Source organism: Candidatus Nitrosocosmicus oleophilus, assembly GCF_000802205.1.
Classification (GTDB): domain Archaea; phylum Thermoproteota; class Nitrososphaeria; order Nitrososphaerales; family Nitrososphaeraceae; genus Nitrosocosmicus; species Nitrosocosmicus oleophilus.
Genome location: NZ_CP012850.1, coordinates 2,595,339 through 2,616,806, shown reverse-complemented (window position 1 = coordinate 2,616,806; position 21,468 = coordinate 2,595,339). Strand labels below are relative to the sequence as shown.

Here is a 21,468-nt window from a genome sequence, read left to right as displayed (position 1 = left end):
TTGCTGTGACAATTCTAGTGGAATTATCATTTGTAGCTTTATCTACGTTGATATTGAATGATACGTTAACGCACCCTGAGTATATTTCAGTAGCAACCTTAGTTATTATTAGAAATACCTTTGTCCCAATACATGTTAATTTGACGATGAATTTTCTAAACCACCACGTGCACTATTCTGGTCTCTGATAAGGATTTAAACAAGAATAATAAACTTGACCATAGTGATTCGGATTTGATATCAGTTTATAAATGTATAGATTATGATTTCCATATCTTCACTTGAATAGAAGATTTTACTCTTAATTTGCGACCTGGGTAGAAAGTGGCAGGCTAATACTAATTTTAGCTCCGTTTCCACTCCTCATATTTGCAGCCCAAATCTTTCCTCCATGTGCCTCGATAATTTTCCTTGAAATATATAGGCCTAATCCGTTTCCATCCGAAGATTTTGTAAATTTTGTAAATAACTTGGGTAATAATGCTGGTTCTATACCATCACCATTATCTTCAATTATTATATGGACGATTTCTTGTCTCTTTGTTGGATTGATGCTTAAAACTGGTTTTTTTCTTTCCATCTTTATCAATATCTCTCCACCATCTATCCCCTGATATTTTCTTGTAATTGATTTTATTGAATTGTGAATCAGATTTGAAATTACTTGTTCCAGTCTGTTCCTGTCGCCAAGTACTACAAATGGGCTCTTGGAATCAAAAAAAGTAAACTTAATAACTTTTTCATTTCTTTTCAATATTTTTTTAAAAACTCTGATTATGCTTTGTAATAATTCATTTAGGTCCAAATTTTCTTCTTTCAGGCTGAAAAGATGATCTTCTATTCTAGATACATCTAAAATACTTTCAGTCAACATGTTTAGCTTCTGCCCGCTTGCAATTACAGAATCAAGTAATTCTATTTGTTTTTTATCTTTTAGCTTTTCTTTTACATATTCAGTAAGTCCTATGATAGGTTGAATTGGACTTCTTAGCTCATGTGCAATTATGTCTATGTACTCCTTTTGCATTTTTTCATGGGATTGAAGATGTTTGTTAATTCTCCTTAACTTATCTACTGTTTCAGATTGTTTCCACAGTGTATCAAAAATTGCAGTATGAGACCAAGCTGTTAATTCGCCTTCTATGTAAGTGGTGATGCCTTCTGTCTGCGGGATTTTTGTTTTGGAATCATCTTTAATTTTTTGTATAATAGTTTTAGTTCTATCCACAATAGTAATCCTGTTTTTTACAGGAAAGTGGAATTGAGGTGTCCTAAATTCAATTTGTGGATACTCAAACTTTATTTCCTTTAGATGATCTATTTTATGGCTCTGTATTATTAGCACCTTTACAGAAAGGCCTCTGGATCCCAATTCATTTAGTTTCTCCAAACTGCCTGAGTTAATTAGCTGCAATAATGAATTGACAGAGGTTAATATTATCAAAATTTCTTTTTTAGCAGAAGCGTAAAATTGATTTGTCATCTTAAATGAAATTTGAGGATCAGATATGACTTGTGTTTTAAATAGGTTAGCATCTTTTATTTCCTTTGTCCTATCTCTTAAATTCATTGAATTTTTCCAGGTATTATTAAAAATAGTAGAGAAATGCTCCAAGTATACGGGATCGTTGCTAAACAAAAGATTTGAAATCATTTCCCCGTTGATCATTTTCTCCGTAGTAGATGCAAAATATTTATCACTTATCACAAAATTGATTGATGGCCTATCTAAAGTATGTTTTATTTTCATACCGTATTTAGAAAATAAATTAACAAGATCGACGTCACTCTTATCATTGATAGATGTGACCCATTTGATACCATCATGTTTTCCTGCATTGTACGCTCGAAGGATTTTTATATTAATGTCGAGAAAGTGTTCATGACTGATTTGAATACCACCTATTGATGTGCATAGAAGTAGAAATTTGGATTTTCTTATTATTCTAAATATTGTATCTCTGATTTCTTTGTCGTCTTGAAGAATTTTGGTAAAAATTGGTTCGGTCCCTTTTTCAATCTCTCTTATTCTTTGAATTGCGGGGAAGGCATTACTCCACAGTGATTCAAAGGTATCTCGACCTTGGGCAACGACCTCATCAACATTGCTATAAATTATCTCTGTAATTGGTTTTGCAGTTTGAAGTCCAGTCGTAGTCATGTATTCGGATTCGTTGACTGCAATCCTTCCACTTAACCCATTCAGATGTCGCAATTCAGTAACCATATTCAATAATTCTTTACAAAATCGAGTATTTTCATAAGTAACTTCTGTTATACACCTTATTTTTGCTCCCCGTTTTATGACGTCCTTATATCCGTCACGGTAACCAGGGATTTGAACTACTATTGAAGGGGCATTCTTGTCGAATGCAATATCCATTCTAGTTTTAGTAGTCTTCATGAATGATATTCCCCTTCTCATAGCATTCTCAGAGCCGTATAGAATTTCTGATTTGGGAATTCGAGTAACGTTATCAGATTTCAATTATCAAACTGCTATAGTTATAGCATTATATAATAATGCATCTTTAAACTCCAAGATCTTCATTCTGGATCGAACAAAATAATCCGACATAGATCTTTTGATCAATATACCTATAAAGGCTATATGAAATATATCGACTACAATTTGCTTAAAAGTTCAGTTTCGAGGTATGCTTCGAGAAATAACGTTAAAAGTTTTTTCAAATTACAGTTTCAAATAGAAAATTGTTATGAATATCCTAGTATGATTTTAATCAAGATTGGAGCAAGTTAAATATGTTATTTTTTTAAGTTGGACTTGAATCCGATAATTAAGGAATGCTCTTTTAGCAAAGCTTTGTTTGATTTCATATTTAGATCACCAAATAGAGAACTAATGAGTGTCCCTATATAAAGAGAACCTTTATGTCCCAGGTTATGTTGTATTCTAAATTCGATGTTATCATCAGCCAGAATTATTTTATTAGTAAAATTGGATGCAGAAAACCATAATTTTAAGACATCAACGATACTCTCGATATCGTTTTTTCCATGAATAAAGGAAATCGCATCCCTCATGCCGGTGTAACAGGAAGTCTTGGCTGCTTTCACTATATCATCATCGGAAAGATGTTCAAATATATTTCGTACAAAGGGCTTTTGCAGAAATACAAATCCTATGTCACTTATGAATTGATCCCATGATACATACTTCCTAAGGATATTGTTAATTATTCCTGATACAGTTTTATCCTCAGCTAGGGCCTGAAATTCTATTTTCTCATAAATTTCCGTCGGGATCCGTATGGCTGTATTTGTGGTAGAATTTTTCGACATCTAATAGGTAGTTTACATTGCTAGGCATTATTATGCATTGTTATTTTTGTTCATCAATTTTAATAAAAACTTGGTTATCTGGATTCAGATGTTCTTTGCTTGATAAACAAATCTTATTCATTTCTATGCACAACGGTTTTTTCGAATTTCCAAGATTGGAAAGAGATCAAATAAACTCCGATAGGGACAGATGGGTGTCATAATCCTGGAACATTTATGATACGAAATATTTACACTAGTAAAGAAATCATTTCGGATGAGTGCTGGACATTTATTTGAATGCATCTAAATTATCTCGTACAAAGGTTTCAAATGTTATTGGTTTTCTTCCTAGGATCATTTCTACAGTATGAGAAATGCGTCTTAAACGACCATCTTCAATTAATTCATATAGATCAAACAAACTATCGGCAATGTTTTTTTGAATTCCTAATTTTTTCATGCGGATCCGGGCCTGTTCTTTTGTTATGTTAATATATTTTATGGGCTCGCCTAGTAATATTGTAAAAATCTTTGCGATTGTATTACAAGATAAAGATTGACCACCGGTAATAGTATAGGAAGTATTGTAGTGTTTATTGGAAGTATCCCGAAGTATTCTAGCTGCGATCTCAGATACATCTCTAACATCTACAAAACTTGCCTTTGAATTACTAAATGGAAGAAAAAACCTCTTATCCTTTTTTATTGAAAGTCCATTTAACTGTATAAAATTTTGCATGTAGTAATTTGGTCTAAGATAAGTATAATTTATTCCAGATTCTTCAATTATCTTTTCGGCTTGTCTGTGTAATGCATCTGTGGGAGTAGGTGGGTGCAAGGGGGCTGCCATTGAAGATAATTTAATAATGTGCTTAACCGAATTTGCTCTTTTTGCTTCTGTTATGATTTTCCTTATAGATTCTAGAGAGTATGTTATCGGGGTTAGTAAAAAGATCTTTTCTATGCCATCTAATTTCTGGTAGGTTATGGTATCGACATCAGCAAGATCCATCTCAATGAAATTTGATAATCCAAGATTTCGAAAAACCTCTATCTGTTTCTTTATAGTATTATTTGTACAATTAATAGATTTAACTGATATGTGGAAGTCACAATCATACAACGAAAGAATTCTTACCAGATGGAGTCCCATATCTCCAGTTGTACCAGTAACTAGGATCGAAGACAATTTATTCTTGAAGATCCAAAAGTGACGTGATCAGTTTTTTCATGGCGCCTTAAGAACCATTAGGTTTTTTTCTGATATTTTGATGTTTTACCTATCAACCGCCGATGAGGATTTTCTTTCTCGTCCTGATTTTGGTTAATTTCTCTTTTTATGTATTTAAGTATCGCTCTGTCCTCAAGAAGAGATAATGTCAGAAAATGAATTTTGTCATGATGATTAAACTCCCTCTCTTTATTTATAATCATGATGGATGCTATACGCTGTACAGTATAAATATTTTTGTTATACAATGTATAACATTATTAGGCAAAAATATATACTGGCTTCAATCATAAAATTTTAATGTCTACTACCAAAGCTACTAGATATACAGTAGATAAAACTTCAAGGAGATCTAACTGAATAATGTCGAAAATCTCAAATGTTTCACCCCATTCCTATGATAAAAATTTTCAAAAAGAAAAATCATATAGGAAAAAATCTTGCATAATTTTCCTGCTTTTGTTAATCTCTCTTTGTATTGTAAGTATAACAAGTCTATCATCTTCTTATGTGGTCAAGGTTTTTACCAATTTTGTATTTGCACAAGAGTATGACCAAACTAAGCTACCTAAATTCCATCTATCAGAGAATACGAACAACTTTGAAAATAATTCAACGGATCCCTTATCTGATTCTAAGAAAGATATTAATTCAGAAAATAGTACCTTAACCTCTGATAGAGCAAGCACATCCCATAGACAAATAACTCTTGTTACTGAAGAAGTATATCTTGACATAGCGCCCGGGAAGAGAGTTAAAGCATGGACGTATAATGGTACAGTTCCAGGTCCTACCATACGATTAACTGAAGGGGAGAATTTAACTATTAAATACATAAACAAATCTCCTATACCACATACTATCCACTTTCACGGAAATCATGCGGACATTAACGATGGTGTACTTCCTCAAGTAATGCCTGGCCAGACATATTTGTACAATATTACCGGCGAACCCGCAGGTGCACTAATGTATCATTGTCATGCTCCTCCAACTTCCTTACATATTAGAATGGGTATGTATGGAGCACTAATAGTAGATCCAAAGGATAAACCAGTCGCTCCTGCAAGAGAATTTGTTATGGTGATGGGTGAATATGACCTCAAAAATCAAGTAGGGTTTGATGCAGATTACTACTTCATAAACGGTTATGCTGATCAGTATGTGCATCATCCACTTGAGATTAATCATAATGATTTAATGCGAATCTATTTAATTAATCTGGGCACTACGATACCTGCATCTTTCCACCTTCATAGCACTACATTCGTAACATATCCCTCAGGTTTGTGGGATAACCTTCCTATTCATTCCCAAACAATTTCGGTAGCACCGGGGGATGCATCAATAGTGGAAGCAAAGTGGAAGTACCCGGGTAATTACTTCTTTCATACTCATGGAATTCCGGAAGAAAAGGGAAATATGGGACAAATAAAGGTAGTTGGGAAAGGTAGTGAAAGCGCAGAAGGAAAGTCGAAATTTCAAAATAGTAATGACACTTCTAGAGGAACTAATTCAAATCAATCTAGAAATTTCTCAGAACCATTAACCAGGAGTGTAAGCATGTTTGATTGGCAATATGAATTACAAAAGAAATTACAATCTCCAGAAGTTATTTCTACTAGTGGACACAAAGGAATAGACGAAGATCATATAGGATCAACTAAAGAAATAGGTGGAAATAATGGAACCTTACAAGAAAATGAAAGTTTTCATGTACAAGACAAAGAATCTAAAGCTGAACTAACTACTAGTGACGAGTCTGGCGTCAAGTTGTTGGATGATGCAAAGGCTCCATTTCTCAAAAATGAGACAGACCGTAACAGTAAATTTTCAATTTCAATAAGTCCAGGTTCATCAAGTCCAGAGAATAAGATATTCTATGACCCTTCATCTATCAAGATAGAAGAGGGAACGCAAGTCACTTGGATCAATACTGACCAAAATATGCCGCATACTGTAACATCTGGAAACCCAGACCAAGGTCCAAGTGGAATTTTTGACTCAGGAATAATTAATGGAGACGACAGTATGTACAAATTCACATTTGATACCAAGGGAGAATATAATTATTATTGTACACTGCATCCTTGGATGACGGCAAAGGTCATAGTGAATTGACACTTGTATACATCGATATTAAATTTGACCAAACAGGAGACTCATTAGACTTGAGAGCTAATTTAAGTAAACCACTAATAGCTATTTTAGTTGGCTTCCTTTCCACCTTTCTAGCCATAGTGCCAATATGTGATTACACATCGGCACAGCATCATGGAGCTCCACCTCCACTAGCTACGCTTGGAGATCGAAATATAGTCATGAATTTTACCATAGAACCAAAAAACCTTATTGCGGGCCAAGATGCGCAGCTAATTATGCATTTAACTGATCAAAATTCAGATGAAAAAATTCAGCATGTTACTTACAGAATAGCAATTACTAATCAGAACAATACAAAGATGTCTGAATTCTTTCATTCCCATGCGGGAGAATTAGTGATTTTGGCAAAAAGTAACGGTTATTCTCATATTGTGGTAGGGGGGACATTTGATGTCCTAACTAACGCCTTAGTTCCAGATCCATCAGGTAAAATCATTATTAATGGTCCATTGTTTTCAGAACCGGGGATTTATTATATAGATATTGAGATAACAACTGTGGATAACGACAAGACCGATCTACAAACGCCCTTGACGTATCACTTTGTTACAAACAATAGTAATATGTCGATTAGTTGATCCATTCAAAATTCGGCACAATATGAAAGTAGAAGAAATCTACAAAAAAACTACCATTCGGATTGACCGAGTTATAAGCATAAATGGAAAACCTATCCTTTTCCAGATTATTAAAGATAGTTGATGTCATTCTTATATTGCTAGGATTACCAAATTATATTCAGACATAATTTCTTGTTTTTATTTGAAATCCACATATAAAGAAACTTCATAGCAGGTTCTGGTCATAAAAATACAAAATTTCTGATGGCAAGTACTAATCAAATATTAGTATTATTTCTCCTGCTTTTACAGGTTGCTGTTTATTGAACAATATATCTATTATTTTTCCATCTCTGGGGGATTTGATTTCATTGTGCATTTTCATTGCTTCAAGAACTAAAAGAGGTTCACCCCTTTGAACATATGATCCAAGCTGCACATAAATATCGATTATGTTTCCACTCATGGGTGCACGCAATTCCTTGATGGTTTCTTGGTCCGTATCTATTTTAACTATCGTGTATGCCATGCCATTTATGAGTAAGAGAGATTGTTGTTTACCCTCCATTCCGATTCCCGTTCGCTCATAAAAATCAAGATAAAACTTCTTTGAATCTATAACAATTTCATTTTCTTTTATTTTGGTCAAATCTATAGTTTTTTCATTAATGAGAATCTTATCCCCGTGTATTTTTACTTCATAAGTTGTTCCGTTAACCTCTAGCTTCATTTGACCCATCTCATAGAATTTTCTAGATTATAATTACCTTGTAACTTAAGAAATTCTTCATATCTGCTTAAAATCCATTGTTGGCTCTGCTCATCATCCTGTTTTGATTCGTCTTCTTTAAAGTACTCATCTGACGATCCTCGTCTTTTCAACATATTTTCAAATACCAAAGCTGCAATTTCTCCATCCTTCTGTGAGTATGATTTCAATTTTTCAACAAAGGCAGTATCGTAATTTCCAGTTAGAAATCGATCATCATGTAAAGCAGATAAATGAAAAGGTATAGTTGATGGTATACCAGAAATTCTGAAAGATAATAGAGCATTTTTCATTTTTTCAATTGCTTCTTTTCTATTTTCTGCCCTGACTATTACTTTGGCAATTAATGAATCATAAAATGGAGGGATGCTATATCCTGCATATAACGAGCTATCTATCCTAATCGATCGTGAATCAATGGGAGGGGTATAATCCTTTACCAAACCTGGGTATGGTGTAAAGCTTATAGGATGTTCGGCATTTATTCTGCACTCAATAGCGTGCCCACGGGCTTTTATATCATTTTGTTCAAGTGTCATCCCATTTCTACATGATATGTTGAGTTGTTGTTCTACTATATCAATTCCAGTAACTACTTCTGTTATAGGATGTTCTACTTGTATTCTTGAATTTATCTCCATAAAATAAAATGAACCATTCTTTAATAGAAATTCGACCGTTCCGGCGTTATCATATCGAATTTTTTTCATGATTTCAACGGCAGTTTTTATTAAACTCTCCCTAGCGGCGTTATCTAATGCTGGCGAGGGAGTTTCTTCGATCAATTTTTGATGTCTCCTCTGAATAGTACATTCTCTTTCTCCTAGATGAATCACTTTAGAACGATCACCCAGTATCTGTACCTCTATATGTCTTGGATTTTGAACATATTTTTCAATATATACTCTGCCTGAACCAAAGCTTAATAACGCTTCTCTTATAGAGAACTTTAATAATTTTGTCAATTGGTGAGGAGTATTTATTATTTGAAGTCCCCTTCCTCCTCCTCCCCTTGCAGCTTTTATAATTACCGGATACCCTAATTCATTTGCAAATTCCAATGCCTCATTTATATCGGATACTTCTTTACCCTCTACAGTAGTAGCAACTTGTGATAATATCTCTTTAGCTAACACTTTGTCTCCCGAAATTTTTAACACATCAGCAGAAGGGCCAATAAACACCAATCCTTCTTTGTTACACAAATTAGCAAATTCTGATTTTTCAGCAAGAAAACCATATCCTGGATGTATGAATGTACAATCCATTTTTCTTGCCGCATCAATTATCTTCATCATATTCAAATAGCTCTCATTGGGCAAATTTCCCCCGATATTTTCTACTCTGTCACAGTGTTTTATATGCAGACTATCCTTGTCAGCATCAGAATATATTCCGCATGGAGAATAGCCTAGTTTACGGCATGTCTTGGCTACTCTTATCACAATTTCACCTCTATTGGCTAAAAGTATTCTCTCCATTTTGAAACTAAGTCACAAAGTAAAATTAAAATTATTCTATACAAAAAAATTTTGGTATATTACCTAATGACTCCGTTGCGACAGCATTTGTACCAATAGGTTGATCAATTATAGTAAACTATGATTTTATATGGGCATGTTTCCATGCTTTCTTTTTGGTAGGTCTTCTCTTTTTCTATTAATAGCATTTAGAGCAGAAATGAGTTTCTGTCGAGTCTCTCGAGGCATTATTACATTGTCAATATAACCTTTAGAAGCTGCAATGTATGGATTTGAAAATTTTTTTTCATAATCTGATACTAACTCTGATCTTCTTTTGTGTTTATTTTCAGAAATAGATAATTCTTTTCTAAATATAATATTACATGCACTTTCAGCACCCATAACAGCGATCTCAGCATTTGGCCAAGCGAAATTATAATCTCCTCCTATATGTTTACTATTCATTACGTCATATGCTCCACCATAAGCTTTTCTTGTGATTACTGAGAGTCTAGGTACAGTAGCTTCCGAGAATGCAAATAACAGCTTTGCACCATGTCTTATTATTCCCCTCCATTCCTGATCTGTACCAGGAAGAAAACCTGGAACATCTACGAAGGTAATTATAGGAATGTTAAAGCAGTCACAAAATCTTACAAATCTTGCTGCCTTGTTGCAAGAATCTATATCTAGAACTCCGGCTAAAATTTCTGGGTTATTGGCAACTATACCCACAACGTTACCATCCAACCTAGCAAAACCAATTATGATATTTCTAGCCCATAATTTTTGGACTTCGAAAAAGTCTTCTTTATCAACTACTTTTCTAATTACATTTTCCATACTATAAGACATATGTGAGTCGGAAGGAAGAATTGAATCAAGACTTTCATCCAGAAGCTTGGAACTATCTGTGGATTTGACTTTTGGTGATGATTCCAGATTGTTAGACGGAATAAATGAAAGCAATTTTTTCAATATTTCAAAGCAATCATATTCATCATCTGCAACAAAATGAGCCACACCGCTTTTTTCATTATGTATGGAAGCGCCACCTAGTTCTGTAGATGTAACATTTTCATTGGTGACCTGTCTCACAACATCTGGACCAGTGACAAACATATATGCTGATTTTGTCATTATAATGAAATCAGTCAAAGCAGGAGAATAAACTGCACCTCCTGCACAAGGGCCCATTATCAAAGATATTTGAGGAATTATGCCAGAAACTCTAACATTTCTGTGGAATATGTCTGCGTAACCTCCTAGGCTTTCGACCCCCTCTTGAATTCTTGCGCCTCCAGAATCATTTATACCTATTATTGGAACCCCTTGCTTTAATGCATGATCCATTATCTTACATATCTTTGACGCAAAACTAAGACCGAGTGAACCCCCTAGAACTGTAAAGTCATGACAAAAAGAGTACACTAAGCGAGAATCTATTCTTCCATAGCCTGTTATAACACCGTCACCTAGAATTTTTTTATTTTCCATTCCAAAATCATTACAATTGTGAATTACAAAAGGATCTATTTCCTCAAAACTGCCTGTATCAAATAATGCATTGATTCTTTCAGTTGCTGTCAATTGACCCTTTTTTCTTTGTTCTTCTAGTTTCTCTTTTCCACCACCTAGAAGATGCGTTATCCTCTTGGCTTCCAAATCAGAAAAATTCATGATCCAAATTATGCAATTTAATAAAAAGAGTTTTCGTTATCCTTTTGGTATCTTATAACTTAATTGCAAAAACATTATAGGATGAGCAAAATCAGATGAAATAAGATAATTTAACAATTATTTAAAAAAAAGAATTCTGATAGTCTTTATATAAGTTTTGTTGTTGTTTTGCATGAAACTTAACTTCCAGGTTTATACGTCGAATTTGAAACCCTGGTGATTCGGATTTCTTGTGTTATTCCCACATTATTGCATTTGGCGTCTAGGCTTAAAGTCAAAATGCTTGGGATGAGTGTAAAAAATAGGCTTGTACATATATCTATTGCCGTAATTGACTTCCTTTCACCAGCCAGAATGATCTTAATGAGATTAAATTTCTATAAAATCACTCCTTTTGAAATGATTAATACGTCCCGAATTCATTAAGGTTAATCATGTCAATTAAGGTTCACTTCCCGAGTATCTGGATTTAATCTGGATCCTATTAGAAGGATTATTGCACCTATTGAAATATTCAGGGCAAGCACCAGTGGGATAAGGATCGGTGAGAGTGATTTCGTGTTGGACAAAAGACTTATTGCAACAATAGGTGACCACGAACCGATTATTAAGCCGCCATTGTAAACAAGACCTGAGGCAGTATTTCTTATCTCAGTTGGAAATCTTTCTGATAGGAATGCAGGCATTGGACCAAATGCCGTAGCGGATAAGAAAATCAATAAGGATGCAAAAAATATTTTTTCATGAATATTTGTGGAAATAAACAGACCATAAAGTAATGGTACAGATAGTAGTATAGATGCAATAGCAAAAATAGTTATTATTTTCATCCTTCCTATAATCTGACTTACGAGGCCCGTAAATACCGTGCCCAATAGTGCTGCAACCGTTACCTCGATCATTATGATTGCAACATCATTTTTGTTAATTTCCACATAATTTTCTAAAAATACGGGCATGAAACCGATGGATGTATAATAAGAATACATGAGACCAGTCATAATTATTAACGCAAGAAAAATTCGTTTTCGTTGCACCCTATCTGATAATATATTTTTCAATGGTGTCTTGTGTATCTCTTTTCTTTGTTCTTTCGATTCCAGCCAAACTTCTGATTCAACCATCTTTACTCTGATTATTAGTGCTAATAATCCAGGAATTAATCCTGTAAAAAATAAAATTCGCCATCCGATTTCAACAAATTCATCGTTTGGAAAAATATTTAGCACTAAAAGGTACATGACTGACGCAAGTACAAATCCAAATGAATATCCACTTTGAACAAATCCTGAGAGCAACCCTCGCGTCTTTTTTGGAACCATTTCCATGGTAATTACAGATCCACTTGCCCATTCGCCACCGGCGAATAATCCTTGGACAAATCTCAAAAAAATAAGCAGAATCGGTGCCACTATCCCGACAGTTTGCCAAGTTGGAAGTAAACCGGTAGCAAATGTTACAATTGAGAATCCCACTATTGTTACCATCATGGTTTTTTTTCTACCGTATTTATCTCCAAAATTTCCAAATAGGGCGCCTCCGATAGGTCGCATGACTAGGGCTATAATATATGTAGCAAACGTCGCTAATAGACTCATCGCGGAATTGTCCGAAAAAAAAAGTTGATTGACTGAGGATATTACAAATAACATTAAGACTAGATCATAACCATCAAGGGCCCATCCAAACCAAGAAGCAAAAACTATTGTTTGTTGTTCCTTAGATAATCCCGTCTTTAGATGCATAAATTAATTACTGTATCCATTTGACGCATAAAATATTTCATAATAGTTAATCTTTCCAGAATATCTTATAAATGATAATATACATTAAAAAAGAAAGTTAGCATTCATTTTGATTCACATTAAAAATTTTAATTCTTCACAACATCTGGCTAACAGAACTCCTGATCGCACTTGCAATTACCTAAATACACCATAGATTGGATCTGGCCTAAATAGCACCAAGTGCACTTACATGTATTTGTAAAATAAAGTTACAACTAGAATATTATAAATTGTGGTAACACTAACTACTATGTTAAATGTCACCTCACAAGTAATTGAAGTCTTACCACTTGGGATTAATATAGTATAGATAATGAATAGAAAGAGTCTGACATGATCTTATTAACTTTGAATTTTCAACAAACAGGGTCCTGCAAATAATTCAATCATAAATCATTACAGTCATAGTGACTATCAAAGTGAAAAAAGTCTTGACGAGTATGTAACAACTATTGAAAAGATACGTATCCTCCTGATCTATTAGAACTGCAATTCAAATAATAGAATGAAGAACTCATGGAAAATAAATATTTGAAATTACTTGGTATGATTCCTCAGGAATGCCAAAACAATAGAGAAATGATCATCATTTTATTTATTGCTCTTGGATGCCACACAATAGCCCGTGATATCGTGATCTTATGAGTCAAACCCTAATTCATAATATTAGAGTAACGGTCACACAAAAAACTTGTCTTTTTCCGCAGTATGGTTCAAAATGGTTTTGATAAAGATATCTTGAATTCATTAATTATTCCATGTACTTTTATATTATTTTGCATATTCTTGATAATAAGTGAAATGGAGAGTTGATAAAATTTACAGGTTCCTTCACAAAACTTATTTGAAATATTACAATACCCTTTCCCTAAATAAGAACTTATTGATTTCAGGGATTTTGGGCTTCTTAATTAGTCTAGTCGTTGCACAAATTTCAGCTAAATATTCCGTCGATTTTGTGCTAAACTCAGCTTTGACAGTAATAACTGGTTATCTAACTTACAAGTCAGTCTTTGCAGTTCTCTTTCACCTTGATAACAAACAAAAATATACAGAAAGATTAACGGGAAAATTAAATCTTCAAAAATTAAAGCAAGTTTTGCTCAAAATGCTATTTGCTAGTTCTGTATTTGATATTGTAAATAACGTGACTAGTTTCATTCTCATGGTTAAGCTCCTAGAATTAGAATATTCACCAGTAGAAGCGACAACTATCTCTTCTATAGTCGCCTCAGTATTGTCATATGGCGTCATAAATTTCATTATTAAATATATTCATGTTTTTGGTCCAGAGAAACAATAGGTATTTGGCATTAGTGATCTTGATCCAATATGTTAGGGTCGGTAAGATATTTAGCAAGAAAGCACTATTTTCAGGAATTTCCTCACTTATCCCTTCGGATTATGGAATAACCCTCCTATTCATTCCCAAACCATTTCTGTAGCACCAGGGGATGCATCAATAGTTGAAGCAAAGTGGAAGTACCCGGGTAACTACTTCTTCCATATTTATGGAATTCAGGAAGAAAGGGGAAATATGGGACAAATAAAGTTAATTGGGAAAGGTAATGGAATCACTGAGTCAAAGTCAAAATTCATGAATTATCGATTGCCTCTTGCATATCTTTTTCAGTTAAACCTTGATACTTCATAATTTGCTCATAGACCGGGCCTTTAGTGACTAACTTCGGTCCTGGTTCCAGTACCGATATGGCATGGTTGATTAGGTCGTTCATATGTCTCATCCACTCTGTCAATTGTTCTTTTAGACTCTCATCCGAAGTCATTTTCGTGGTCCCTATAATGGAACCAAGTTGATGAAATGCCAGAATTATCATTAGTCTAATCCGTTGACATTCTAGCCTAAAATTATCATTATCTTTCATATTTGAAATTATCTTGCTCAGATGATATTGGCAATTATCAAGAGTTGTTGCAATTTCATTTGTTTTCACAAATTCAATAAATTTATTAGAGAAGTTAGCCAGGCCCATATTTAAGTCCGAAATTCCTATCTTTGCACCATTCAATGTGATTTCACTACCAGTCCTTTTTATCAACATCTCATGTTCTTTCTCTTTGATCAGCGTTACAATTTTGTTGAGCAATTCCATGGTATTTTTTCAGACGGATATCATATAAATTTTAGTTGCATCTCCAATTGATGTTTAATAAATACATAAAGAATCAAAAATCTATCGTCTGTGGAGTAACAATTGGAATCACGGATATAGACTCTTAATCAGATTCACTATGAGTGCCTTATTCATTATTTACAATCAATCTGAAAGTAATATCTACTCGCTCGCAATCTAGCTACGTTCAGTCTCAAGTAATAGTAATGGCAATGTAATAAATATACTTGTAGTGCGCTAACATTATTGTCTAGTATAAATAGAGCCTTGATATTTCAAGGAGGAGGTTCACTTGGGGCTTATGAAGCAGGCGCATACAAGGCTATGAACGAGGATGTTTCAGCATATTTAAAAAGAGAGGGGAGAGGCCAAGAGCCTTTATTTCATATAGTTTCTGGGACCTCGATAGGTTCGATAAACGCTGCTTTATTGGTAAGCTATGTGAAAGAAAACAAAACATGGGAAGGATCTGGTGAAAGGCTAATAGAATTTTGGGAATACCTGTCTACTAAGTCAACGGTTGATAATATGCCCCACTTTAAAGACTATTGGGATTTTTGGCATAGATTGGATAGACGAATTGCTTCAGGAGAGTCTGCAAGAAGATATTACAGCACTAAGGAATTTATTATGAAGGGAGTCCCTAACGTATTTGTACCCCAAACACCTTCGTTAGATAATAGGTTTTTTGATCCATCAAATACTTGGTATCTTTATGATAGTAAACCACTAAAAGACAGCTTGGAAAAGTTTGCCAAATTCCCTATCTCTACAAGCTTTGAAAATAATGAACCAAGGCTCTTGTTAGTTGCTGTTGACGTACAAGAGGCTACTCCGGTGGTTTTCGATAGTTACGAGAAGGAAGATGGAACAAGAAAATCAGAATACGGAAAATATGGTAGAGTGAGATCCGATGGTTCTTTATCAAAGAATTCAGATATTAGGGCATTTGAACACGTTATAAGATATGACGATGGTATCCAATCGGATTTCGTTTTGGCCAGCTGTTCCGTCCCAGTAAATTATGATTATACCAAACTGAATGTGGAAACTCGTATGTTAGTAAAAGAAGGCCCAGATGGCAGCCGAACCATGGAGGATAATAATCAACCGACTTCTAATGGCGCTACCAACTTGCGTTATTTCTGGGATGGTGGACTACTAGCTAATACTCCATTACGGCAAACCATCTTGGCTCACAGAGATTACTGGATCAGAGTTAGGAAATTAGAACATGAAATTCCCAGACTCAGATATGGTATAATAAATCTTCATCCAGCAAAACAAGAATATCTTCCTACTGACTATGATGGGGTTGTTGACAGAAAGAATGATATCATATATCATGACAGAACGCTGTTTGATGAAAATGTCGCAATTCTTTTATCCGATTTTGCTATGTTCGCAAAGTCTTTAATGAGTTTAGCAGAAGAAATGGGTGCAAGCAAAGAGGTATTAAAAAGAATGTTGGAGGAAAAAACTAGGGTTATATATCTTGGTACTGGCGAACAAGTAAGTTATAAGGATTTACTAAAGGGTAGGGTAGATGTTGATTTCGTTGTTCGTTTGGAACGGAAGAACGATACTCATACTATTTCAAATAAGACATTTGACTTTTCGGAAAGTACGATTCGACAGCTAATACAAGATGGATATAAAGAGACCAAGGAGCAGATGAAAGAAGTAATTGCTAGAGTAAGAAGAGAATTCTCTAATACATAGCAGTTCTTACTGAGAATACAGAATGTGTTTGGCAACAAATTGTGGATGATAAAATAAAGTATCTTCAAATGCTTGGATCCATCAATTTATGACAGGACCTTCACTCTTATGAATTATCATCATGATGTTTAAATGCCTATTTGGTAAAACTATACACCGGTCTCTTAATCTTGTACAGAGCTACAATGGATAGCGCAATCACCAAAACCTGCATGATTTTTGAAATCACGTCTAGTTTTCCAACATAGAGTTCTACACCTACAATTGGCACACCCACTGTTCTTGAAGCGGCATACGTTATTATCAAAGCAACTGAAACAACTATAGCTGCTATGTATGGCGATTTTTTCATAAACCTTGTTTTTATCAACCATAAAACAAGACCCAAATAGATTAAACCTGAAGTAATGAATAGCGTAATTTCAACCTGCTTTTCAGTAGTTTCATCATGGATACCAAAGTTTAGTAATTCCACCCAATCGGTATACTCACCATATGCAACAAGAAAATAAACTATTCCTGTGGCTACAAGAATGCCACATAAAGCATAAACTATCAATAAATTTCTATTCATTTTTATCACAAATTATTTTTTGCTAGTACCAAACAAAAAAATAAGATTAGGCTAAACCTTTCTTTGCATCTTCAGCATGAGTTAACGCTCCGTTTGTATCATTATCTTTTAAGGCTTTTAGTGAAGCCTCGATGTGTTTTTCTGCACCGCTTACATTTGGTTTGTCCTCTAAACCTGATTCAGCTTGCAACAATGATTTCTTTGCGCCCTCATTGTCACCACTCTTTATCATTAAGATACCAGAATCAATCAATTTTATTAGTCCGCTATTTGGACCACCAGAGGTACTTGTTTGATTTGTAGCATTTGTTGTGTTGGTTTGTCCATAAGATATAACGCTATTTGAAATTAAAAGCAGCGGTACAATGGCCAGAATTGAAAATAAGGCAACCCTCCTATAGTTTTGTAATATGTTAGTCATTTAGGGACATCTATTATTTTAGGAATAATAAACTACTTATCATTCCAATTTATTGAGAATGGTCAAGAAGAATATTTACAAGTAGATTGGGAGGCTTTAATTGTGTCTGAAGCCCTGCCATAACCGAACTATTTTATCTTGGTGCTCTTTATTTTTGATCTTGCAAGTAATTCTATTGTTTTTGAAGTTTATTTGGACTTCATCAATCCAAGATGTATAGAATGATTCATCAGTTCCATCCATTTTACGGATAATTTTTGTTTTTTTTATTATCTTTAGCTGTTCTAACTTGTTTACTTTTCTATAAGCTGAAGATAAGGGTATTTCTAAATTAGATGCAATTTGTTGAGTACTGTATTCTTTTCCATCAAGAAATTTCAAAATAGTTAAACTAGTGTTATCTGTCAAAAAGGATAAGATATCTTCTGGTGATGGAGCGCTCAACTCTTTAACACGGCAATTATTACTAATACAAACCCAAATATTTCTACTATTTCTTCTATCATCTCTTTACTTTTTTCATCCGCAAAAACTAGTGAGTCACCGATTATTGTATCTCCTATTGTTATTAGTAAGAAACCAGCTGCAAGATAGATCATTGGGACATACCTACTCCTCTTATAAGCCCGAATGGCAAAATAAACGAGAATGAATCCTAGTATAACATGGATTAATATAATGAGATTCATTACTTCCATAACTTTACCTGATAACTGGAAATGTAATTATGATTTAAATGTTATAATGAAAAAAATGAAGACACAGTTAATTTTTCGTGCTCCAAACTATCATAAATTTCTAATATATGATTAGTAATACATTAGTGATTAAGGACCTGGTTGCTCGTATAATTAATAGGTGTTTTTCTTTCCTTAGCCCTATATAATCCTAAATCAATTGCTGCAATTCCTATAACTTCTGTTTTGAAACTTCCTTCCCAATATGCTACAGCTTCATTAGAGCTGAATCTAGTTTGTTCATAAACATCAATTGCATTTGTTGGAATATTTCCAGCATCTTTTGAGCCTGTGGCATTATCAAAATTCTTTACGTAATTAGCCATCAAGACAAAAAGCTATAGAATCAAAATAGAGAACTAACTTTGTAAATAGCTAGATTCTTTGTTATTAAACATCAAGTAATTATTTGATGGTTCGTTTACGATAATGACAAAAAAGGGCTCTACTAACCTTTCCAAAACAAAGGTAAAAGAAAAATCGGATGAATTATTTATTAATTCTCCAAAGGGAACTAAACTCTTTCAATTTACTAAAAAAGTTAGAAGAATTGCGAAGAGACATCCTCATTTATATTCTCTATACCTCATGAAATTTGCGGTCTACTACAGATTAAAAATGCAAGAGTTTAAAATGCATGCTGAAATAGAGAGAAAGAAAATTATCCTGGAGATAATAGAACAAACTGAATAACTCTATAATTACACTAAGGCTATTATCTAGTTAGCGAATAGATTATACATATATGGATTTATGTATAATTCCGCACTAAAAATTATGCACACGATAGCAAAGGCACAATGTTTATTATTGGAAAATGTCAAAAATAGAATGTATGACTCTTTTAATGGATCAAATTAATGCTGAGATTGAAAAAGGTAGTTTGTTGAAGCATAAGTTTTACCAGATGTGGCAAGAAGGTAAGCTTACTTTAGATCATTTGGCTGGCTATTCAAAAGAATATTATCAACTTGTAAAAAATGTGCCACAACTTGTTGAGAACACACTCATCAATAACAAGAGTGAAAAGTATGATAATCTGATCAGGAGCAATTTACAAGAAGAAAGAGACCATATTGAACCGTGGATTGAGTTTGCATCGTCATTAAATGTAAGATCAGAGGAATTGAACGAGTATCCTGGAGAAACCTCGACGAGAAAAGCTGTAGATAGTCTACTAGAAATTTCTAAATCGTCTTTCGAAGAGGGAGTTGCAAGTCTTTATGCTTTTGAAAAAGAATTACCTAAGATCAGTGAAACTAAGAGCAAAGGGCTTATAGAATTTTACAATAAAGTTGACGATGATTCTCATCGCTACTTCACTATTCACAAGGAAGTTGATATTTATCATGCCAAAGTTTGGGAGAATATATTAAACGATTGCTCTGAAGACAAACACCAAACAATACTAAATGCTGTCAAAATTTCTTTGGCCGCCCAGAATAATCTATTAGATTCGGTTTATAGCAAATATGTAGGACAAGATCTTGAGGCATAATTAGTTATAAACAAAACCTTTATACACTCATTTCATTTTTAAACTAAAATGAATGGGCCCATAGCTTAGCCTGGTAGAGCGACCGGCTCATAACCGGTAGGTCAGGGGTTCAAACCCCCTTGGGCCCATTTGAGATCTCTTCTTTTTTAAGGCCCAGGCTATCGTAGATGCAAGGATGATTTCAACTTCGATATATTTCTATTCAAGTTTAACATTTAATTCGTATCAAAAATTTGTTTATGCTCTACGAGCCAAAGGATCGCAACGTCAATAGCCTAAAACTCTACAAGTATTTCTCAATTCCCTTGATATACAAGGTGATTCGATTGAATCCCAATCCATTACCCTTTATGAAATGAATCAAAAGAATAGGCGACATTGTGTTGAAAACGGATTATTAAGATTCTTTACAATCCAGAACCAAAGAGTCAAGGATGAAGAGATATCTGTGGAGATGATTAGGAATTATTTAAAACCTGTAAAATTTTATTGCGAAATGAATGGAGTGGTATTCAACTGGAAGATAATATAAAAAGGGGATACTTCGAGAAAGCGATGCTCAATTGACCGTCTACCTACACGAGAAGGAATTAGGAGATTATTAGAGTATCCAGATCGACGAATCGAGCCGATAGTTTTAACTATGATTTCTTCCAGAAGACGAGTCGGATCTTGGAGTTATCTTAAATGGGGCGACATAATACCTATTATTCTTAATGATTCTATCATTGCAGTAAGAATTAAAGTTCTCGATATCGAGACCAGTAAATATTATGCATCATTCATTACTAATGAAGCGTACCTTGCTATTAAAGACTGGATGGATTTTCGTCAATCATTTGGAGAAAATATAATATACGATTCTTGGATTATGCGTAATTTATGACAAATAAAAAGCAAAAGATACGGTAATTACTTGGGACTCGCAAAACATCCAACGAAGTCTGGGGTTGATAGAATTAGAATGTTGATAAACGATATCTGGAAGGTTCAAGGGGTAAGGGAAAATACAAAGTGCGGCAATAGATATTGTTTCAAAGAGTTAGATGGCTTCTGAAAGTTCTTTGAAACTGAAACTCAAAAGGTCATGAAATCCATAAATATTTCTATATTCGTGTCACACGATACAGGTATTGTGCAGCATTACTATAAACCAATGGTTCAAATCCCTCCACCGGCGCCTTACTCAAGAAGACAAGCTGTTACATTTAAAAAAACAATAACCCCTGTAATAGTAAGTCACAAATTAGTAAATCTTGATCATTATTACTTGAACCTTATTTTAAATCTAGACATTTTTAATGAACTAAATATTTGGTCCAAAATTGTATTACTTTCTTGTGGATCATCCTCCATCATCATAGTAACTATAGCCTCATCTTAAGCTAACACTTTGACCAAATCTCTAAAATGGGACTATCAAGATAGTCAAAATCAATTGAA

General features: G+C 34.0%; 21 protein-coding genes and 1 tRNA gene. 9 read left to right on the top strand and 13 right to left on the bottom strand.

Translation table 11 applies throughout. The features are described 5' to 3' along the window. Nucleotides 1-301: 301 nt before the first annotated feature. The 3 genes from NMY3_RS12580 to NMY3_RS12570 all read right to left on the bottom strand — a co-directional run bounded on the left by NMY3_RS12580 (nucleotide 302) and on the right by NMY3_RS12570 (nucleotide 4,474). Entirely contained in the window at nucleotides 302-2,488 is a 2,187-nt protein-coding gene (locus tag NMY3_RS12580; RefSeq protein WP_196816195.1) for a sensor histidine kinase, read from the bottom strand. A gap of 278 nt (nucleotides 2,489-2,766) precedes the next feature. Next, on the bottom strand, nucleotides 2,767-3,303 hold the full coding sequence (locus NMY3_RS12575; RefSeq protein WP_196816194.1) for a hypothetical protein: 537 nt from the start codon (nucleotides 3,301-3,303) through the stop codon (nucleotides 2,767-2,769). A 271-nt stretch (nucleotides 3,304-3,574) separates the two neighbouring features. Beyond that, nucleotides 3,575-4,474, bottom strand: coding sequence for an NmrA family NAD(P)-binding protein (locus tag NMY3_RS12570; RefSeq protein WP_196816193.1), 900 nt, complete (start codon nucleotides 4,472-4,474; stop codon nucleotides 3,575-3,577). Between the two features lie 405 nt (nucleotides 4,475-4,879). Between NMY3_RS12570 and NMY3_RS12565 the strand changes: the two genes are divergently transcribed. Together NMY3_RS12565 and NMY3_RS12560 are read left to right on the top strand one after the other, a co-directional pair. Then, complete coding sequence (locus NMY3_RS12565; protein WP_196816192.1) at nucleotides 4,880-6,637, top strand: multicopper oxidase domain-containing protein; 1,758 nt, start codon at nucleotides 4,880-4,882, stop codon at nucleotides 6,635-6,637. Further along, nucleotides 6,592-7,257, top strand: coding sequence for a hypothetical protein (locus NMY3_RS12560; protein ID WP_196816191.1), 666 nt, complete (start codon nucleotides 6,592-6,594; stop codon nucleotides 7,255-7,257). Before NMY3_RS12565 ends, NMY3_RS12560 begins: the two co-directional genes overlap by 46 nt. Before the next feature lie 256 nt (nucleotides 7,258-7,513). Here the strand turns inward: NMY3_RS12560 and NMY3_RS12555 are convergent, their stop codons facing one another. From NMY3_RS12555 to NMY3_RS12540, 4 genes are all read right to left on the bottom strand, one after another. Next, a complete protein-coding gene (locus NMY3_RS12555) occupies nucleotides 7,514-7,969 on the bottom strand; it encodes an acetyl-CoA carboxylase biotin carboxyl carrier protein subunit (protein WP_196816190.1) in 456 nt (151 codons plus the stop codon). Continuing rightward, entirely contained in the window at nucleotides 7,966-9,489 is a 1,524-nt protein-coding gene (locus NMY3_RS12550; protein ID WP_257719983.1) for an acetyl-CoA carboxylase biotin carboxylase subunit, read from the bottom strand. Before NMY3_RS12550 ends, NMY3_RS12555 begins: the two co-directional genes overlap by 4 nt. Nucleotides 9,490-9,615: 126 nt before the next feature. After that, nucleotides 9,616-11,151: an acyl-CoA carboxylase subunit beta gene (locus tag NMY3_RS12545; protein ID WP_196816188.1), complete on the bottom strand. Its 1,536-nt coding sequence runs from the start codon at nucleotides 11,149-11,151 to the stop codon at nucleotides 9,616-9,618. 437 nt (nucleotides 11,152-11,588) lie between these two features. Beyond that, nucleotides 11,589-12,896, bottom strand: a complete 1,308-nt coding sequence (locus NMY3_RS12540; RefSeq protein WP_196816187.1) for an MFS transporter — start codon at nucleotides 12,894-12,896, stop codon at nucleotides 11,589-11,591. A gap of 838 nt (nucleotides 12,897-13,734) precedes the next feature. Between NMY3_RS12540 and NMY3_RS12535 the strand changes: the two genes are divergently transcribed. Beyond that, nucleotides 13,735-14,241 (top strand): hypothetical protein, encoded by a 507-nt coding sequence (locus tag NMY3_RS12535; RefSeq protein WP_196816186.1) that lies wholly within the window; start codon nucleotides 13,735-13,737, stop codon nucleotides 14,239-14,241. Nucleotides 14,242-14,533: 292 nt separating this feature from the next. Here the strand turns inward: NMY3_RS12535 and NMY3_RS12530 are convergent, their stop codons facing one another. Further along, a complete protein-coding gene (locus NMY3_RS12530) occupies nucleotides 14,534-15,052 on the bottom strand; it encodes a hypothetical protein (protein WP_196816185.1) in 519 nt (172 codons plus the stop codon). Nucleotides 15,053-15,319: 267 nt separating this feature from the next. On the opposite strand from NMY3_RS12530, the gene NMY3_RS12525 reads away from it, so the two are divergent. Beyond that, nucleotides 15,320-16,795, top strand: coding sequence for a patatin-like phospholipase family protein (locus NMY3_RS12525; RefSeq protein ID WP_196816184.1), 1,476 nt, complete (start codon nucleotides 15,320-15,322; stop codon nucleotides 16,793-16,795). A gap of 136 nt (nucleotides 16,796-16,931) precedes the next feature. Here the strand turns inward: NMY3_RS12525 and NMY3_RS12520 are convergent, their stop codons facing one another. From NMY3_RS12520 to NMY3_RS12500, 5 genes are all read right to left on the bottom strand, one after another. Then, nucleotides 16,932-17,378, bottom strand: a complete 447-nt coding sequence (locus NMY3_RS12520) for a hypothetical protein (RefSeq protein WP_231100055.1) — start codon at nucleotides 17,376-17,378, stop codon at nucleotides 16,932-16,934. Between the two features lie 37 nt (nucleotides 17,379-17,415). Beyond that, nucleotides 17,416-17,790: a hypothetical protein gene (locus NMY3_RS12515; RefSeq protein WP_196816182.1), complete on the bottom strand. Its 375-nt coding sequence runs from the start codon at nucleotides 17,788-17,790 to the stop codon at nucleotides 17,416-17,418. Between the two features lie 96 nt (nucleotides 17,791-17,886). Next, nucleotides 17,887-18,234 carry a helix-turn-helix transcriptional regulator gene (locus NMY3_RS12510; RefSeq protein WP_196816181.1) on the bottom strand — a complete coding sequence of 116 codons (348 nt, stop codon included), beginning with the start codon at nucleotides 18,232-18,234 and terminating at the stop codon, nucleotides 17,887-17,889. After that, entirely contained in the window at nucleotides 18,231-18,479 is a 249-nt protein-coding gene (locus NMY3_RS17100; protein WP_425319410.1) for a DUF7521 family protein, read from the bottom strand. The genes NMY3_RS12510 and NMY3_RS17100 overlap by 4 nt, the downstream gene beginning before the upstream one ends. A gap of 131 nt (nucleotides 18,480-18,610) precedes the next feature. After that, a complete protein-coding gene (locus tag NMY3_RS12500) occupies nucleotides 18,611-18,853 on the bottom strand; it encodes a hypothetical protein (RefSeq protein ID WP_196816179.1) in 243 nt (80 codons plus the stop codon). 103 nt (nucleotides 18,854-18,956) lie between these two features. On the opposite strand from NMY3_RS12500, the gene NMY3_RS12495 reads away from it, so the two are divergent. The 5 genes from NMY3_RS12495 to NMY3_RS16725 all read left to right on the top strand — a co-directional run bounded on the left by NMY3_RS12495 (nucleotide 18,957) and on the right by NMY3_RS16725 (nucleotide 21,409). Next, the gene (locus NMY3_RS12495) at nucleotides 18,957-19,220 is read left to right on the top strand and encodes a hypothetical protein (protein ID WP_196816178.1); all 264 of its coding nucleotides are present in this window, start codon (nucleotides 18,957-18,959) and stop codon (nucleotides 19,218-19,220) included. 154 nt (nucleotides 19,221-19,374) lie between these two features. Continuing rightward, nucleotides 19,375-20,025: a TenA family transcriptional regulator gene (locus NMY3_RS12490; protein ID WP_196816177.1), complete on the top strand. Its 651-nt coding sequence runs from the start codon at nucleotides 19,375-19,377 to the stop codon at nucleotides 20,023-20,025. Nucleotides 20,026-20,079: 54 nt separating this feature from the next. Further along, a tRNA-Ile gene (locus NMY3_RS12485) sits at nucleotides 20,080-20,153 on the top strand. Nucleotides 20,154-20,668: 515 nt separating this feature from the next. Beyond that, nucleotides 20,669-20,911 carry a hypothetical protein gene (locus NMY3_RS12480; protein ID WP_196816176.1) on the top strand — a complete coding sequence of 81 codons (243 nt, stop codon included), beginning with the start codon at nucleotides 20,669-20,671 and terminating at the stop codon, nucleotides 20,909-20,911. Between the two features lie 201 nt (nucleotides 20,912-21,112). After that, complete coding sequence (locus tag NMY3_RS16725) at nucleotides 21,113-21,409, top strand: hypothetical protein (protein WP_231100054.1); 297 nt, start codon at nucleotides 21,113-21,115, stop codon at nucleotides 21,407-21,409. Nucleotides 21,410-21,468: the final 59 nt, after the last annotated feature.

Excerpts from the sequence above, each read along its gene's own strand:
- NMY3_RS12500 (WP_196816179.1), bottom strand. The coding sequence starts at position 18,853 with ATGGCTAATTACGTAAAGAATTTTGATAATGCCACAGGCTCAAAAGAT.
- NMY3_RS12515 (WP_196816182.1), bottom strand. The coding sequence starts at position 17,790 with ATGACTAACATATTACAAAACTATAGGAGGGTTGCCTTATTTTCAATT.
- NMY3_RS12545 (WP_196816188.1), bottom strand. The coding sequence starts at position 11,151 with ATGAATTTTTCTGATTTGGAAGCCAAGAGGATAACGCATCTTCTAGGT.
- NMY3_RS12555 (WP_196816190.1), bottom strand. The coding sequence starts at position 7,969 with ATGAAGCTAGAGGTTAACGGAACAACTTATGAAGTAAAAATACACGGG.
- NMY3_RS12565 (WP_196816192.1), top strand. The coding sequence starts at position 4,880 with ATGTCGAAAATCTCAAATGTTTCACCCCATTCCTATGATAAAAATTTT.
- NMY3_RS12540 (WP_196816187.1), bottom strand. The coding sequence starts at position 12,896 with ATGCATCTAAAGACGGGATTATCTAAGGAACAACAAACAATAGTTTTT.
- NMY3_RS12550 (WP_257719983.1), bottom strand. The coding sequence starts at position 9,489 with ATGGAGAGAATACTTTTAGCCAATAGAGGTGAAATTGTGATAAGAGTA.
- NMY3_RS12530 (WP_196816185.1), bottom strand. The coding sequence starts at position 15,052 with ATGGAATTGCTCAACAAAATTGTAACGCTGATCAAAGAGAAAGAACAT.
- NMY3_RS12575 (WP_196816194.1), bottom strand. The coding sequence starts at position 3,303 with ATGTCGAAAAATTCTACCACAAATACAGCCATACGGATCCCGACGGAA.
- NMY3_RS12495 (WP_196816178.1), top strand. The coding sequence starts at position 18,957 with ATGACAAAAAAGGGCTCTACTAACCTTTCCAAAACAAAGGTAAAAGAA.
- NMY3_RS17100 (WP_425319410.1), bottom strand. The coding sequence starts at position 18,479 with ATGAATCTCATTATATTAATCCATGTTATACTAGGATTCATTCTCGTT.
- NMY3_RS12490 (WP_196816177.1), top strand. The coding sequence starts at position 19,375 with ATGGATCAAATTAATGCTGAGATTGAAAAAGGTAGTTTGTTGAAGCAT.
- NMY3_RS16725 (WP_231100054.1), top strand. The coding sequence starts at position 21,113 with ATGAAATCCATAAATATTTCTATATTCGTGTCACACGATACAGGTATT.
- NMY3_RS12480 (WP_196816176.1), top strand. The coding sequence starts at position 20,669 with ATGATTTCTTCCAGAAGACGAGTCGGATCTTGGAGTTATCTTAAATGG.